Raw genomic sequence first — 15807 nt, forward strand, 5'->3', positions numbered from 1 at the left:
GAAGCGGCAGGTTCAATCCACATTGGCCGCCACGGTTTCGAGCTTTTCGAGGAAGCCCTGCCATCCGTGTTGAGCACCATGAAACGCTTGCGTCTGGTCCGGCTTGAAACCGGTCTGCTCCATCCTCAAATGTGTACCAACCACCGTTGGCGTCAGCGTCAAAGTCACGACACTTCTGAGATTATAAGCGCTATTCTCGTGGACGTGGTTCCAGGTGTAGGATAGCTGCTTGTTCGGTTCGACAACCAAAACTTCGCAATCCAGCACACCACCCCACTCGCCGCGAAATTTGAACTGATGACCGACTGTCGGCGCAAAATCATTGCTCATCAGCCAATCGGCGATCAGATGAGGTTCGGTCAATGCGCGCCAGAGCTTCTCGGGTGGATAAGGCATCTCGCGTTCGACGACGACCGTGCGGGTCTCAGTTGATATCTCGCTCATTGGTCCATCCTCCTCAACAAGTCTTCAAGGGCGTCAAACTTCTTCTCCCAGAAGCCGGTCATTTCCTGCGCCCAGTCTATGAGTGGGGCCAAAGCCGTATACTCGGCTTTGTAATGGCTCTGCCGGCCTTCATGACGATCGCTCACGAGCCCCGCCCGCTTCAACGCGGCAAGGTGCTTCGAGACAACGGGTTGCGAAACCCCTGCCCCTGCAGTCAGAACCGTGACCGTTTTTTCCCCCTCACGGCAAAGACGCTCAAATATCGCCCGTCGTGTTGGATCGGACAGTGCTTTGAAGACTTCATCCCGTGTTGCTGTCACTTTATTCATACCCCAATGGCTATGGATTAATTCATAGCTAAACAGCTATATGTTTGTCAAGCGTGACGATAATCGCTCGTAAAGTCGGTTACAGTTGTATGCACATGATTATGCGCATATACTGGGCAGAAAGGAGACTGCGATATGTCGGAGCACGAAGCTGCACGTATATTCAAGCGTGCGACCAATCTCTCAATCGATAGTGAGCTTCTCGCCGAGGCCCGTCGGCATAAGATCAATATTTCCAAAGCGGCCGAACTTGGAATTGCGCAGGCGGTTGCCGCCGCAAAGGCAATGCGCTGGAAAGAAGAGAACCGCGCTGCGATACAAAGCTCGAATGCCTATGTCGAAGCAAACGGCTTGCCCCTCGAACGTTATCGCCAATTCTGATGGCGCGATACGACGTCTACCCCAATCCCGGTGGCGGCTATGTGCTGGACGTGCAGGCCGACCTGCTTGATGAGCTGAAAACGCGCATCGTCATTCCACTCATCGGCAAGACATCAGCTCCGCTTCCAGCAAAGCGCCTCAACCCGAGTTTTGAGATTGAGGGCGAAGACTATATTCTCGTCACCCAGTTCATGGCGGCAATTCCGATCTCTGCCTTGAAAGAACCCGTGACAAATCTTAAGGCCGCGCACGATGAGATCGTCGCGGCCCTTGATATGGCATTTCACGGCTTCTGAAGCGAAAAGCAAACGTCGCAATCCGTTCGCTAGAGTACCTCTCCGCCGTCGATAACAAGCGCCAGTCCGGTTACGAATGCCGCCAGTGGCGAGGCGAGATAGACGATGCCTGCCGCTATTTCCTCTGCGGATGCCCAACGCCCCATCGGTATCGTTTTGGAGACATAGTCTTCCAGAGCTGCCCGACCTCCCATCTGCTGCTCAAAGCCAGCATTGAAGGGCGTATCGACAAAACCCGGACAAAGTGCATTAAAGCGAATGTTTTCACGCGCATAGTCCGCCGCCATCTGACGCACCATTGCGACTGCTGCGTGTTTGGTCGTGGCGTAAGAAATCATCCCACGATCATATTGGCACCCAGAATTGGACGCAGTAATAATCACCGATCCTCCACCCTGCGCTCGCATTGGCGCGAGTGCTGCCTGTGCAATAACGAAATGTGAGCGAACATTGAGTGCCCATGCCAGATCCATTTGATCAGGCGTTACTTCCTCAAGTTTTCCCGCAATCTGTATGCCGACGTGAGAATGCACGATATCGAGCCTGCCGTGGCGCGCAGCAACACCAACGACTATGTCAGTGATAGCAGCGTCATCGCGCGCATCGAGTGCTGCACTCTCGGCTTGTCCTCCATTGGCCCGGATTGCTTGCGCCGTTGCTTCGGCAAGCTCTGCACGCAGGTCCGTGACCACAACGGTTGCGCCTTCCGCCGCCATGGCGATTGCGCCTGCGCGACCGATACCCGAGCCTGCACCTGTTACGAGAGCAACCCGGCCTTCAAGACAAGATTTCATGATTTTTTCCCTAGAATAAGCGCAGAATGCACGGGGTTAAGGCAGGCGTTTGAAACGCTTCTGATCCTTATTGCCCTGCCGGTTTTCCACGCCGAAGAATGATTTGTGCAAAGACGAGCAACAGCAGAGAGAACACCATCACCATTGTGCCGATGGCATTGATCTCCGGTGTCACTCCGCGACGAATTGACGAAAAGATGTAGATCGGCAGAGTCGTCTGTGGTCCGGCGACAAAGAAAGCGATGATGAAGTCATCGAAGCTGAAGGTGAAGCTAAGCAAGAAGCCCGCCATCATTGCTGGCATCAACATCGGTAAAGTCACTTGCCGGAAGGTTGCAAGCGGGCCAGCTCCAAGGTCGGAGGAAGCTTCGATCAACGCGCGGTCCATCCCATCAATGCGGGCACGCACCAGGATAATCACCAGCGACATCGTGAACAGCACATGTGCCGCGATGAGCGAGCCATATCCCAAAGAGAGTTTTAGCCCAGTCAGTCCCTGAAGCCAGGGATTGACGGTATTGAAGACTGTCACCAGCGCGATCAGCGTTGCAATACCGATAACAATACCGGGGATCATCACCGCGATATAGATCATCGCATCGAAGAGAACACGCAATTTTCCCTTCAAACCAGTGAGCGCAATGGCCGCCATCGTGCCCAGCAGGCAGGATAGAAATGCCGAAGTCAGTGCAACGGATGCTGACGTCTTGAGAGCGTCGATAACGAACGGATTTTCGAGCGCTTTGGAATACCATTGCGTCGAGAACCCTTGCAACTGGCTTGCCGACCGGCCCGCAGAAAAGCTGAAAAGCGCGATAATTCCGATAGGAAGATAGAGGAACAGGTAAATCGCAGTAGCGTAGATGCGCATCATTTCCTCACATCAAACTGACATCTTCGCGTGCGGTCCCCATCAGGCGCAGGAAACGCATGTAAAGGGAGACGACAAGCAACATAATCGCCACCAGTGTTATCGACACGGCCGACCCAAAAGCCCAGTTGCGCGATTGCAGGAACAGATCCACAAGCGCATTTCCAACGAAGAAGACGTTGCCCCCACCGAGCATCTGCGGGATTAGATATTCCCCCATGAGCAGGATGAAAACGAGCATTGAACCAGTTGCCACACCGGGCAGCGACAAGGGCAATGTGATCTGCAGGAAGCGCCGCCACGGAGGCGTACCCAGATCATCCGCCGCTTCCAGCAATCTGCGGTCGAGCTTTTCCAGACTCACATAGATCGGGAAGAACATCAGCGGCAGATAACCGTAGACAATACCCACCAGAACAGCGAAAGGCGTATTGATCAACCGAAAATCACCGAGACCAAACGCAGACAACAATTGAGGGATGCCGCGCCCGCCAAGAAGGAATATCCAGGCATAGGAGCGGATCAGGATCGATGTCCAGAATGGCACGATCACCAGTACCAGCAACAATGTGCGCCACTGCCTGCCCACCCGCAATGCAAGATAATAGGCTAGCGGATAAGCAAACAGGAGCGCTGCAATTGTGCCGATTGGCGCGAGCGTCAATGTATTGCGGAATGCGGCCCAGCGACTTCCGAGATTGGCGTATTGGGCCAAGGTGAAAGCCGGCTCATAGCCGCCTGCCGCTCCGCGTTCCCCAAAGGAATAGACGAGCACGACCGCCAGCGGCAATACGAGGAGTGCCGCGTACCACAGGCCCGCTGGCCCCAGCAGGAGCCAGCGCATTTTTCGCTGAGACAATGCCATCGCTGTCCGTCCGGTTATGCCGATTTAAAGCGGGCGATCAGTTCCGCCCGGTTTGGATCAGTCAACGTGACGGCCGCTCCAAATTCCAGCGTGGACAGAAGTTCTGACGCCGGATGAAGGATCGGATCATTGCGCATTTCTTCGGACACCAGCGCTTCGACGCGGGCATCAGGCACAGGATAACCATGGAAGGCTGCCTCGCGCGCATTGACCGATGGATCGAGCAGGAAGTTCAACAGTGCGTAGGCACCTTCGCGATTGGGTGCACTTGTCGGGATGGTGTAGAAGTCAGACCAGATTTCCCCGCCTTCCTTACCGAGCGTGTAATGAATTTCCGGCAGATCGCGATTCATCTGCTTCGCGTCACCGGTCCAGCACATCGTTAACCAGGCGTCGCCATTGCGCATGGAAGGCTGATAGTCAGAGGTAATAGCAAACAGATGCGGCTTTACCTCAATCAGCAATTTCTCGGCATCGGCCAACTCTTTCGGATCGACAGAGTTAAACGAATAGCCATGATATTTCAAAGCATTACCGATAGCGGTCAGCTGATAGTCATGGATGATCGTGCGACCGGAAAAGTCTGTCTTGGTCAGATCGAAGAAGTCTTTCCAGCTGGTGAAAGGTGCTTTCGCCTTGCTGCTGTCCCAGGCCATGCCTGTCGTACCCCAAAGCTTGGGGATACCGTAGAGCTTTCCATCGACAGTGCCGGGCGTTGCAAAACGCGCTTCGAAGGACTCTGCATTGTAGTTGGGCAGCTTCGTCAGATCGAGCGGCTCGATCATCTTGCTGTCGGCATAGGTGCTTATGGCATAGTTCGTCGCTACGACGATGTCCCAGCCAGCGCCACCCGCCTGCAGTTTGGCGAACATTTCCTCGTTTGAACCGAAGACATTCACCTGAACGGCAGCGCCAGTTTCCTTCTGGAACGCCGCCAGGTTATCAGGGTCCTGATAGTTCGGCCAAGTTGCAATCGATACCCGGTCCCCAATGTCACCTGCCCATGCGCGAGATGGCAAAAGCCCCGGCAGCGCACCCGCCATAACAGCCGTCGCGGCGCCAAGACCGGTCACGCCAAGAAAATGGCGGCGCGTAACGGAACCCTTCTGGTACCGGCGCAGTTCCTCCATGAATGCCTGCCGGGAAACCGGCGTATCTTTCTTCGTCATTTTATCCCTCTCTTTTTATTTTTGTCGTCCAAACTTGGAATTTTGAAATGCACCGCGCTTGAGAGCTGCCCTATGTCAACCTCACAGACCCTTTATTCACCCCGAAGGATCAGGCCTGTTCCTTGATCCCAGACAAGATGAACCGTGGAACCCACATAAACACCCGGCAATGCACGCTCCGCCTGTCTTGGCACCAGAACCTGCAACGAGCCTAGAACCGGATGGGTGAGCAAGAATTCTATGTGCTCGCCAAGGAAAATCTTGTTTGCGACCTGCACGTCAATCGCTGTCTCCCCTTCAGTCGGTGAAACGGTCAGGCGCAGTGCTTCCGGTCGAATCATGATGTCGACAGTGTCACCCGGTGTCACAGCAAAGGCAGTTTCAACCACCACCTGATGACCTGTGGCCAGGCGCACCGTCACTTGGTCATCATCACTATGCTCGACTTTCCCAGCGAGAATGTTGGCGCGGCCCACAAAGTTCGCGACATAGCGATTAGCGGGGCGATCATAGAGTTCCCGCGGCGTCCCAATCTGCGCGATGCGACCATGGCCCATGATGCAGATACGGTCGGACATAGACAATGCTTCTTGCTGATCATGCGTGACCAGAACGAAGGTGATGCCCAGCTTGCGTTGCAATGACAAAAGCTCAAGCTGCATCTCTGTCCGCAGCTTGGCGTCAAGTGCCGCCATCGGTTCGTCGAGCAGCAATATCTTTGGCTCATTCACGATAGCGCGGGCCAGCGCCACACGCTGTTGCTGACCACCCGACATTTCCCATATCCGCCGTCCACCAAAGTCGGAGAGACGAACAGTTTCCAGTGCTTTCGCAACCCGAAGGCCGATTTCGGACTTCGCTAGTCTCGGGCGACGCTGTCTTAATCCGTACCCCACATTCTGCGCGACGGTCATGTGTGGAAAGAGGGCGTAGCTTTGGAAAACCATGTTGACAGGGCGCTTATAGGCCGGCGTCGTGCCGACCTCCGACCCGTCGATCAATATCTCGCCTTCGCTTGGCTGTTCGAATCCGGCCAGCATTCTCAGCGCGGTTGTCTTTCCGCAACCCGAAGGCCCCAAGAAGGAAAGGAATTCCCCTCGCCGGATTTGCAGATTCAGCTGACTGGCCGCAAGCACGGCACCATAACGCTTCGTGGTGCCGACAAATTCCGCAACTGTGTCGCCGCTTCGACCCACTGAAGCCTCGGTAGCGTATACCATCAAAATATATTCCCCTAGAGAGCTTTGCCTGAAGCGGCATATCCCTTATTTTGGAAAAAACATATAAAAATACTCGATATGTGTATATATCACAAAAGGCATATAGACGGAGATTCCTGATGAACTGGACGCTGGCCTCTGCACGGGTCATCGACGCATTGCACCAACCGCAATTTGCGGCGGACCTCATCGAAGCGATCCGCACTGTGGTGCCCTTCGAGCATACGGTCACCTTTGCATATTGCGGCAACCGGCGACCAATCGCGTTGCATTCGGAATTCCCGGTGTGGAAACACAAGGTCATGGTCGAGGATTATCAGGAGGGGCCCTATCTCCTGGATCCATTTTACCTGCAATCATCACTGCCCGGTGATCCAAGCCTCATACGTCTACGGGATTTGGCGCCCGACCGATTCTATCAGGGAGAGTATTTCCGCAATTATTATGTGCAGACGGAGCTGGCTGAAGAAATTGGCTTCAAGTTCAGTGTGGAACCGAATGTTTGTGTCATTATTTCAGCGATGCGAACGTCAAAGCCGTTCTCGGCGCGCGAGCTTCGTGATCTGAATGAGCTGGTTGCTTTTGTAGCTGCGGTCGGGCGGCATAACTGGGCCGATCTGGCGGAACAATTTGAGCAAACTGCAACCAAGCCGAGAGGAGAAAACCTCTCGGGACTGATCGAACGTGCTTTCCGCAATTTGGACAGAAACTCGTTGACCCCGCGCGAGATTGAGATCGTGGGTTATGTCCTGCGCGGATATTCGGCTGACGCGACAGGACACGCATTGGGAATATCGTCCGGGACTGTGCGCATTCACCGACGCAACATCTATGGCAAGCTCCGTATCGCCTCCCAGGGCGAACTGTTTTCAATGTTCATCAGCGCTCTCAACCCAACCGAGTTTACACATCAAATTGATAAGTAAACTCGTTGCGGTTTAGCGCGATGTGCAATTGGCGAAAGCGTTGGTCATTGAGGCTTCCCGTCAGTAACATTTGGCTGATCTGCGGCAGCAACGTGTTGGTCAAAATGGCATCGACCATGCGACCACCCGAGTCCTGCTCAGTGCAACGGCTGACAATCTGATCAATCACCGCCTCATCGAAAGTGCAGGCGATGTTATGGTGTTCGGCCAAACGCGACTGTATGCGGCTAAGCTGAAGCCGCACGATGTTGCCGAGCGTAATGTCCGTCAATGGATAATAGGGCACGACCTGCAACCGCCCGAGCAGAGCTGCCGGGAAGACAGACAAGAGCGGCTTACGCAAAGCTTCGCTTAGAGCTTCCGGCGCTGGCATCAAATCCACATCACTGGATAGATCGGTGACGAGGTCAGCCCCGATATTGGACGTGAGGATGATGATCGTGTTGCGGAAGTCGATGCGGCGTCCTTCGCCGTCCTCCATCCAGCCTTTATCAAAGACTTGAAAGAAAATCTCGTGGACGTCCGGATGCGCCTTTTCGATTTCGTCCAACAAGACGACGCTGTAAGGGCGACGGCGCACCGCTTCAGTCAGCACGCCACCTTCGCCATAGCCGACATAGCCCCGAGGTGCACCCTTGAGCGTCGATACAGTATGCGGCTCCTGAAACTCACTCATATTGATGGTAATGACATTTTGGTCGCCCCCATACAGGGTTTCCGCAAGTGCTAACGCTGTTTCAGTTTTGCCGACACCGGAAGGGCCTGCCAACAGAAACACTCCGACCGGTTTGTTCTGATCATCCAATCTCGCGCGCGACGTTCGCACGCGGCGAGCGATGACATCCAACGCATAGGGTTGGCCGAATACACGTTGACCCAGCGCGTCAGACAGTTGCAAGACCGCTTCAATCTCGTTTTTCACCATGCGTCCCAATGGGATGCCAGTCCAGTCGGCAACCACAGCAGCAACAACATTGGTGTCGACGGCTGCAAAAATGAGCGGCATCTCTCCTTGTAAGATAACTAATCGCTGCTGCATTTCACTCAATTCAGCGCACGGGGCATCAGACTGTCGGAGCTCATTGCTCCTAACCGAACTTGCGTCCTGCCGATGCAATTGAGCACGTCGTTCAATGATCTGCCGAATGAGCGCCAATTCCCTCTGCCAGCGATCAGTCAATAGGTCCAGCTCTTGCTGCAATACCGCCAATTCGCTTTCAATCAGCAATGGACGCTCTGGATCTCCTATACCGATTTTGGCCTCGCGGCGTATGCGCAATGATACTTTGTTCCATCACTATCTTCTTTACCCGGAGCACATTTGAAAAATACGAAACACGTCGACGGAGAAACCGCCTCGCAACGGACGTTGATTTTCGTTCTTATTTCCCGCCATGGAGGAAATATCAAATAAAATTGACAAATCTATAAATATGTTATGATCGCAATTATTTTTTTACTCAAAAATTAGAATTTATTTTAAAATTTCTTACGTATTATATCGAATATAGAATCATTAAAAATTCATGTTTCCATTTTTATCATAACGCAATTTCTAATCTCCCTTCAAAACTCCGTCAATCGAATGAATTTCCCCGCAACTTATTTGGCGGGCATTGGAAGGTTTCGCTGCGATCAGCCATCTAGCTGGCTATGGGCCGCACTTCCATCGCGGACGTCTGGAGTTCGTCAAATATCGCCGAATGACGTAAAGATATAAACATCTCTTTATATGATATTGACACCCCGCTTCAACTCAGACAAACTATAGCTGTCGTGGTTCCTCATCCGTTCGTTCGGGTAAGGCTAAGAGGGAAGCCGGTGCGTCGAGAGACAAGGCCGGAGCTGCCCCCGCAACTGTAAGCGGCGAGCCGAAGTTCATTCATGTCACTGGATCCGAATCCGGGAAGGCGAATGGAGGCTATAACCCGTGAGCCAGGAGACCTGCCCCGGCCATATATCGTCCATGGGCGGGGTGTCCCTGATGTCGCGGTTCTGACCAGCTTTTCCAAGCCGGCTTTGTCACGCACATTCAAATGACCTCGCCCCAACTTGTATCGGGGTTAAGTAGTCATGTCTAAAACCACCATCGCAACGGCCACCTTGGGAGTGCCACGCATTGGTCGACGCCGCGAACTGAAGTTCGCGCTTGAAGCTTACTGGTCTGGAAAGTCATCAGAAACGGAACTGCTGACATTGGCGAGCGCTCTGCGTGCCGCCAATTGGGAACAGCAATGGGATATGGGGATTACGAAGATTCCTTCGAACGACTTTTCCCTCTACGATCACGTGCTGGATACAACCGTGATGGTCGGAGCCATCCCCGCCCGTTATGGCTGGAAAGGCGGCGAAGTTTCGCTCGATACATATTTTGCGATGGCGCGCGGCAGCCAGGGTGAAGCGGCTTCTTGTGGACATGCGCATCACGGTCATGGCGTGACCGCGATGGAGATGACCAAGTGGTTCGATACCAATTATCACTATATAGTTCCCGAGCTTTCCGACGATCAGGACTTCAAGCTATCCAGCACCAAAGTCATTGATCAGTTCCTTGAAGCCAAGGCGCTTGGCATTCATACGCGCCCCGTCATTCTTGGTCCCGTTACATTCCTGAAGCTTGCGAAGTCCACTTCGGATGGTTTCAATCCCGTGGCGCTTTTGCCAAAACTTCTGCCGGTCTATGAAGAGCTGTTGCAGAGGCTTGCCGCCGTGGGCGCCGACTGGGTGCAGATAGACGAACCTGCGCTCGTTCTCGATCTCATCCCCAATGAGCTGGCGGCATTCGAACTGGCTTATAAGCGACTGGCAACTATCGCCGGACCAAGAATTCTGCTCGCGACCTACTTTGGCGATCTCGGCGGCAATCTCGACACTGCCGTATCCCTGCCAGTAGCCGGTCTGCATATTGATCTTGTCCGGGCGCCGGACCAGCTTTCTGAAGTCGTTTCCAAGCTCGCCCCGCAAAAGACCTTGTCTCTGGGCGTGATCGACGGTCGCAACATCTGGCGTTCGGACCTCGTTTCGGTCATTGATCAAATACAGCCTATTATCGAACAACGCGGTCCGCAGTTCGTTGAAATCGCGCCATCCTGTTCACTTTTGCATGTGCCCATCGACCTCGAACTCGAAACCGATCTCGACGCTGATCTGAAAAGCTGGCTCGCCTTCGCGACCCAGAAGTTTAAGGAACTTGCCACCCTTGGTCGTGCGCTCGCTTCCGGTAAAAGCACGGTCCTGCCGGAACTCAAAGCCGCCAGCGAAGCCATTGCGGCACGAAAGGCATCCACCAAAGTTCACAACAAGGCAGTAGGGAAACGCGTTGCCTCTCTCGAAGTAACCATGAAAAAGCGCAAAAGTGCTTTTGGCGAACGCCAGAAGTTGCGGAGTGAAAAGATGGACCTGCCCCGTTTCCCAACCACAACGATCGGGTCGTTTCCGCAGACGCCAGAGGTGCGGAAGGCACGCGCTTCGTACAACAAGGGTGAGATCAGCAATAGCGATTACGTTGCCTTTATCCGCAAGGAAACCGAAGCGGCCATCCGCTGGCAGGAGGAAATTGATCTCGACGTTCTCGTCCATGGCGAATTTGAACGCAATGACATGGTACAGTATTTCGGCGAGCAGCTTTCGGGCTTTGCCTTCACAAAACATGCATGGGTTCAAAGCTACGGATCGCGCTATGTTCGGCCACCGATCATCTTTGGCGATGTTTCCCGCCCCGCGCAAATGACCGTTGTCTGGTGGAAATATGCCCAGTCCCTCACATCGCGTCCAGTCAAAGGCATGCTGACCGGCCCTGTAACCATCCTGAACTGGTCGTTCGTGCGTAACGATATTTCACGTGCGGAAGCCTGCCGGCAGATCGCATTCGCCATCCGTGACGAGGTGGTCGATCTTGAAAAGGCTGGAGCGGCGATGATCCAGATCGACGAAGCCGCCCTGCGGGAAGGACTTCCACTTCGCCGTTCGGACTGGAGCGCCTATCTGGACTGGGCGGTTGAATGCTTCCGCATCTGTTCGAGCGGTGTTTCCGATAACACGCAGATCCACACCCATATGTGCTATTCGGAGTTCAACGACATCATCGACGCTATCGCCGATATGGATGCCGATGTGATTTCGATTGAAACCTCACGCTCGCATATGGAACTTCTCGATGCGTTCAAATCGTTCAAATATCCAAACGAGATTGGACCGGGTGTCTATGACATCCACTCACCGCGTGTGCCTGAGGTGTCGGAAATGACCAATCTGCTTTCGCTTGCGCGGCAGAGACTTTCCGATGGTCAACTTTGGGTGAACCCGGATTGCGGCTTGAAGACGCGTAAATGGGAGGAAGTCCGCCCTGCCCTCATCAATATGGTGGCGGCTGCCAAGGCGCTTCGCGCGCAATTCTAACATCAAGAACACCTCGTGCCAGCTTGCGGCACGAGGTGTTCAATTTGCGTTCAGTTTGCAATCGTCGGCTCTGGAAACTTCCAGGAGCCGTCGAGAATTTCAGCACGTGGCCGATAAAGACGCACGACGTAGTTCCAGTCCTTCATAACCGGCAGGCAATTGACAATCTTGCCATCACAGCCCCCGAACTGCACCGAGACCGCACCATCATCGTCCTTCTTGGCAGTGACACTGTTGAGGGCATAAGCATTGTATGGATTCTTGTCGTAGAAGCCTTCAGCATTGTAGACGCTGATGGACCAGAAACCATCGACAGGAACATCCTTGACCTTCAGCCTGTAAACGACATTCCCATCGTTCTTGCCCGGGAAAACGTTGAGGTATCTGGCATCCTTATCGGGGTTTCCACCCCATCCATAGGCCGTACCGATCAGATGACGGATCGGATCAACCTCCGTCTTTGTACCGAAAGCCTTGTCGAGATTCGGAAGGGTCGATGCAAGAACGAGAAGAGCATCGTGCACCTTCTTCTGGCTGGCGCTATCATATACAGGTAGCTCCAGGGTACCGGTACTGGCCTGACTGGCTTTGATGCCATCCTGAAGCGCATGCACCTGCTCGATATCCTTCGGGTCATTCGGATCAACCAGAATGCGCGTGCCGATCAAGACATAACGTGTACCGACCATCCCCTTGTCGAAAGTGTGTGTTCCTGCCCCGTAAACCGTCGTCGCATAATGATCCTGGCTCACGGCCATCAGCGACATGAAACGCGAACCGGGGTCAGGCAATGTGAAAGTCACGGGACCAGCGTCGAGGTCAAAGATTCCGTAGCTATAGAGCGTGTCGCGATTCAGCCGAATGACCGAATGATCCTCAATGGGCGCCGGTTCACGATGATGAAGCAGATTGCCAAGCCCCCCGGCCTGTTTCGCGAGACCTCCAATATAGGTATCGGACTCGGCCCGAACAAAATTGTCGACCGTGACAGGCGTCGGCCCGGACTGTCCGAAGGCAACGGTTGGCAGGCCAAGAAGCAGTGCAATCCCAAAAACTCTGAGGTGACGGTTCATAAGCGGCTCCGATGTTAGACCGGAAATATCCTAGGAGACCGTCATCGGTCCCGAGAAGTACGCAACGGTAAATGCCACTGCAAAGCCTCGACTATCAGGCTGTCTGGATCAGCCGAGGCCAGCAATAAAACCGCTTCCGTTTAAAGCGGCATAGCAATTCTCGTCCGGTCGCTTATGCCGCGCCCTCCTGTCAGGCGGCAAAGACTTCCTTGGCCGCAAAAAGCCCGTTAAGCGCTGCGGGGAAACCGGCATAGACCGCCATCTGTATGATGACCTCGATGATCTCAGCCTTTGTCAAGCCGACATTCAGTCCCGCTTCTATATGCACTTTCAGTTGTGGGGTAGCAGTTCCCAACGCAGTCAGCGCTGCAACAGTCGCAATCTCGCGAGCACGCAGATCGAGACCGGGGCGACTGTAAATATCGCCAAACCCGAACTCAAAAACGTAATTTGCAAAGTCCGGCGCAATGTCAGCCAAAGCGGCAATGACATTATGGCCAGCTTGGCCATCGATTTCAGCGAGTGCGCGCTTGCCGCGTTCCAGACGGCTTTCTTCGCGGTTCGGGAATTGATGCGTCATAGTCTTTCATCCTCTGTTCGTTGCCGGCATATCCAGCAATCTTGGTATCGAGGACGACAAGGCAGGCTTGCAGTTTGGCCACATGTGCACGAACACGTTCGCGGTGCTGTTCAAGCAACGCACCACGTTCAGCTTCCGTACCGACGCCGCGCTCCCGCATAGCTGCGTAGTGCAGCATTTCCCGAATAGGCATTCCGGTCATTTTAAGACGGTCCAGAAATTCTATCCAGGTCAGGATCGATGCGTCGTAATCACGCTGGCCTGATTGATCTCTGTCAGCAAAGGGAAGCAGCCCGATCCGTTCATAATAACGGATGGTATAGGCCGACAGTCCTGAGCGCTTTGCCAACTCGCCAATCTTCATCACAGCCCTTCTTTCGTCACGACGCAGAAGAAGCTAATTGTTAGAGTGCGCTCTAAGTCAATAGGCTTTCGACAAAATCGTGCACGTCAGAAGTTCAGCTCGATCTCAGCAGCAACATCGCACCTAAAGTTGATCTCACTCGATTAGGTCAGGCCGCTTTAAACTTCGTTTCACGCCGTTTCCGTCACACATTCGATATCAACCTCAAGAATTCACGAATTCTTCGGCGACTGAACGAATGCCCGCACCGTCCAATTTGTAATGCGCATAGAGATGGGTCGGTGGCGCAATGAGGCTGTATTCGTCATAGATTCCGTGACGTTTGAGTTTCACACCAGCGCCTTCATCGGCCAGAACCTCGGCCACAGCCGCACCAAGCCCGCCCAGCACATTGTGCTCTTCGACAGTCATCATTTTCTTCGTGCGCGAAGCAGCAGAAAGTATAGCTTCCCGGTCGAGGGGCTTGATCGAAGCCATATCGATCACCCCGACAGAGCGGCCATTGGCATTCATCGCGCGGGCAGTTTCGAGCGCACCGTGAACCGCCATACCACAGGCAATAATCGTCAGCTCTTCCCCTTGGATATGCTCATGAGCCTTACCGAAAACGAAGGGCGTATCCTTGTCGTAAACAACTGGATCGCGACCCCGGCCAATACGGAAATAGATCGGCCGATCATGATTGGCCGAGGCGCGAATGGCTGCTTCTAGCTGAGCACCGTCGGCTGGCGAGACGACGGAGAGATCGGCGATCGAGCGCATCGTTGCTATGTCTTCGGTCGCATGGTGTGACGTCCCGTAGAACCCGAGTGAAATGCCAGTGTGATGGCCGATCATTCGCACCGGCTGCGCGGAATAAGCAACGTCCATGCGGATCTGCTCGCAGGCAAGCAATGCGATGAAAGAAGCAAAAGTCGCAATGAAAGGCGTGACACCGCAGGTCGCAATACCAGCTGCCGTACTCACCATATTCTGCTCGGATATGCCGAAGGAAATGTATCGATCAGGGTAGACTGACGCGAACCGATTGAGACCGTTCGAATATTGCAGATCGGCAGAACCCGCGACGACATTATGCCCGGCTTTGACGAGGTCGATAAGGCCATTCGAGAGATGATCAAGGCCGGGATTTGCTGCGTTCAAGCCGCGATACTGCCAGGAACTTGGGGAAAGCGATTGGCTCATGGTCAAATCTCCCGCGACTTGATTTCAACGATAGCGGCTTCGGCATCCGAGGGATCGAGATAGCCGAGATGCCAGCCCGGCTCGGTTTCCATATAGGAGACGCCCTTGCCCTTGACGGTCCTGGCTATGATGCAGCAAGGAACCTGACGTTGGTCGTCGGCGCGCACGCGCCGTAGTAGCTCGGTCGTTGCCGCCACGTCATGTCCATCCACGACATGCACCTCCCAACCGAAAGCACGCCATTTCTCGTCCAACGGCTCGACATTCATGACATCATCGACCTTGCCGTCGAGTTGGTACCCATTACGGTCGATGATGGCGATCAGATTACGAGCCTTGTGCTGAGCTGCACTCATAGCAGCTTCCCACACCTGGCCTTCCTGCATTTCCCCGTCACCCATCATGCAGAAGACCTTATAGTCTTCGCCCGTCCAGCGTTGAGCCAAGACCATACCAAGCCCATTGGAAAGCGCATGACCGATTGAGCCAGACGAAAAGTCCACGCCTGGAACCTTGCGCATGTCGGGATGGTCACCGAGCGGGCTGCCAAGACGGGTATAGTTGTCGAGCCAGTCCTTCGGAAAAAAGTCGAGATCCGCATAGATCGGAAACAGGCCAACTGCTGCGTGACCCTTGCCAATTGTGAAACGATCACGCGACACCCAATTCGGTTCGTCCCGTCGAATACGCATGACATCATAGTAAAGTGCAGCGAATATCTCCGCCGCAGAGAATACTGACGTGTAGTGTCCCGTTTTCGCGATTTCGATGAGGCGAACAGTTTCGAGACGAATAAACTGTGCACGCTCCTTGAGCATTGCAACGGTTTCATCCGACGGTTCGAAACTGTTCGGTTTAGGCACTCCGACCGCGCCATTCGTCGAAACCATTTTAAACTCCTGATTTGAATGG

17 protein-coding genes and 1 riboswitch are annotated in these 15807 nt (G+C 54.0%); of the genes, 4 read left to right on the plus strand and 13 right to left on the minus strand.

What is annotated here, in order from left to right; translation table 11 throughout:
• Positions 1–12: 12 nt before the first annotated feature.
• Positions 13–444 carry an SRPBCC family protein gene (locus FGI60_RS19905; protein WP_138786666.1) on the minus strand — a complete coding sequence of 144 codons (432 nt, stop codon included), beginning with the start codon at positions 442–444 and terminating at the stop codon, positions 13–15.
• Positions 441–773, minus strand: a complete 333-nt coding sequence (locus FGI60_RS19910) for an ArsR/SmtB family transcription factor (protein WP_138786667.1) — start codon at positions 771–773, stop codon at positions 441–443. The genes FGI60_RS19905 and FGI60_RS19910 overlap by 4 nt, the downstream gene beginning before the upstream one ends.
• A 135-nt stretch (positions 774–908) precedes the next feature.
• Between FGI60_RS19910 and FGI60_RS19915 the strand changes: the two genes are divergently transcribed.
• Together FGI60_RS19915 and FGI60_RS19920 are read left to right on the plus strand one after the other, a co-directional pair.
• Positions 909–1154 (plus strand): type II toxin-antitoxin system CcdA family antitoxin, encoded by a 246-nt coding sequence (locus tag FGI60_RS19915; protein WP_138786668.1) that lies wholly within the window; start codon positions 909–911, stop codon positions 1152–1154.
• On the plus strand, positions 1154–1450 hold the full coding sequence (locus FGI60_RS19920) for a CcdB family protein (protein WP_138786669.1): 297 nt from the start codon (positions 1154–1156) through the stop codon (positions 1448–1450). The genes FGI60_RS19915 and FGI60_RS19920 overlap by 1 nt, the downstream gene beginning before the upstream one ends.
• Positions 1451–1479: 29 nt before the next feature.
• On the opposite strand, the gene FGI60_RS19925 is transcribed toward FGI60_RS19920, so the two are convergent.
• The 5 genes from FGI60_RS19925 to FGI60_RS19945 all read right to left on the minus strand — a co-directional run bounded on the left by FGI60_RS19925 (position 1480) and on the right by FGI60_RS19945 (position 6369).
• The gene (locus FGI60_RS19925) at positions 1480–2244 is read right to left on the minus strand and encodes an SDR family NAD(P)-dependent oxidoreductase (RefSeq protein WP_138786670.1); all 765 of its coding nucleotides are present in this window, start codon (positions 2242–2244) and stop codon (positions 1480–1482) included.
• Between the two features lie 67 nt (positions 2245–2311).
• Positions 2312–3115, minus strand: coding sequence for an ABC transporter permease (locus FGI60_RS19930; RefSeq protein ID WP_138786757.1), 804 nt, complete (start codon positions 3113–3115; stop codon positions 2312–2314).
• A gap of 7 nt (positions 3116–3122) precedes the next feature.
• Positions 3123–3980: an ABC transporter permease gene (locus FGI60_RS19935; RefSeq protein WP_078341148.1), complete on the minus strand. Its 858-nt coding sequence runs from the start codon at positions 3978–3980 to the stop codon at positions 3123–3125.
• A 14-nt stretch (positions 3981–3994) separates the two neighbouring features.
• Positions 3995–5149 carry an ABC transporter substrate-binding protein gene (locus FGI60_RS19940; protein ID WP_138786671.1) on the minus strand — a complete coding sequence of 385 codons (1155 nt, stop codon included), beginning with the start codon at positions 5147–5149 and terminating at the stop codon, positions 3995–3997.
• A 92-nt stretch (positions 5150–5241) separates the two neighbouring features.
• On the minus strand, positions 5242–6369 hold the full coding sequence (locus tag FGI60_RS19945) for an ABC transporter ATP-binding protein (protein ID WP_138786672.1): 1128 nt from the start codon (positions 6367–6369) through the stop codon (positions 5242–5244).
• Between the two features lie 119 nt (positions 6370–6488).
• On the opposite strand from FGI60_RS19945, the gene FGI60_RS19950 reads away from it, so the two are divergent.
• The gene (locus FGI60_RS19950; protein WP_138786673.1) at positions 6489–7295 is read left to right on the plus strand and encodes a helix-turn-helix transcriptional regulator; all 807 of its coding nucleotides are present in this window, start codon (positions 6489–6491) and stop codon (positions 7293–7295) included.
• On the opposite strand, the gene FGI60_RS19955 is transcribed toward FGI60_RS19950, so the two are convergent.
• On the minus strand, positions 7273–8523 hold the full coding sequence (locus FGI60_RS19955; RefSeq protein WP_235889870.1) for an AAA family ATPase: 1251 nt from the start codon (positions 8521–8523) through the stop codon (positions 7273–7275). The two genes, FGI60_RS19950 and FGI60_RS19955, sit on opposite strands and share 23 nt — an antisense overlap.
• A gap of 532 nt (positions 8524–9055) precedes the next feature.
• A riboswitch (cobalamin riboswitch) is annotated at positions 9056–9261 on the plus strand.
• 107 nt (positions 9262–9368) lie between these two features.
• Here FGI60_RS19955 and metE point away from each other — a divergent pair.
• Positions 9369–11693: a 5-methyltetrahydropteroyltriglutamate--homocysteine S-methyltransferase gene (gene metE / locus FGI60_RS19960; protein ID WP_138786675.1), complete on the plus strand. Its 2325-nt coding sequence runs from the start codon at positions 9369–9371 to the stop codon at positions 11691–11693.
• Positions 11694–11743: 50 nt separating this feature from the next.
• Here the strand turns inward: metE and FGI60_RS19965 are convergent, their stop codons facing one another.
• From FGI60_RS19965 to FGI60_RS19985, 5 genes are all read right to left on the minus strand, one after another.
• Positions 11744–12766, minus strand: a complete 1023-nt coding sequence (locus FGI60_RS19965; RefSeq protein WP_138786676.1) for a DUF1254 domain-containing protein — start codon at positions 12764–12766, stop codon at positions 11744–11746.
• 190 nt (positions 12767–12956) lie between these two features.
• Positions 12957–13346: a carboxymuconolactone decarboxylase family protein gene (locus tag FGI60_RS19970; RefSeq protein WP_138786677.1), complete on the minus strand. Its 390-nt coding sequence runs from the start codon at positions 13344–13346 to the stop codon at positions 12957–12959.
• Positions 13282–13710, minus strand: a complete 429-nt coding sequence (locus FGI60_RS19975) for a MerR family transcriptional regulator (protein ID WP_138786678.1) — start codon at positions 13708–13710, stop codon at positions 13282–13284. The genes FGI60_RS19970 and FGI60_RS19975 overlap by 65 nt, the downstream gene beginning before the upstream one ends.
• 204 nt (positions 13711–13914) lie before the next feature.
• The gene (locus FGI60_RS19980) at positions 13915–14895 is read right to left on the minus strand and encodes a transketolase family protein (protein ID WP_138786679.1); all 981 of its coding nucleotides are present in this window, start codon (positions 14893–14895) and stop codon (positions 13915–13917) included.
• 2 nt (positions 14896–14897) lie between these two features.
• The gene (locus FGI60_RS19985; protein WP_138786680.1) at positions 14898–15785 is read right to left on the minus strand and encodes a transketolase; all 888 of its coding nucleotides are present in this window, start codon (positions 15783–15785) and stop codon (positions 14898–14900) included.
• Positions 15786–15807: the final 22 nt, after the last annotated feature.

The organism is Brucella haematophila (assembly GCF_005938105.1).
Lineage (GTDB): Bacteria > Pseudomonadota > Alphaproteobacteria > Rhizobiales > Rhizobiaceae > Brucella > Brucella haematophila.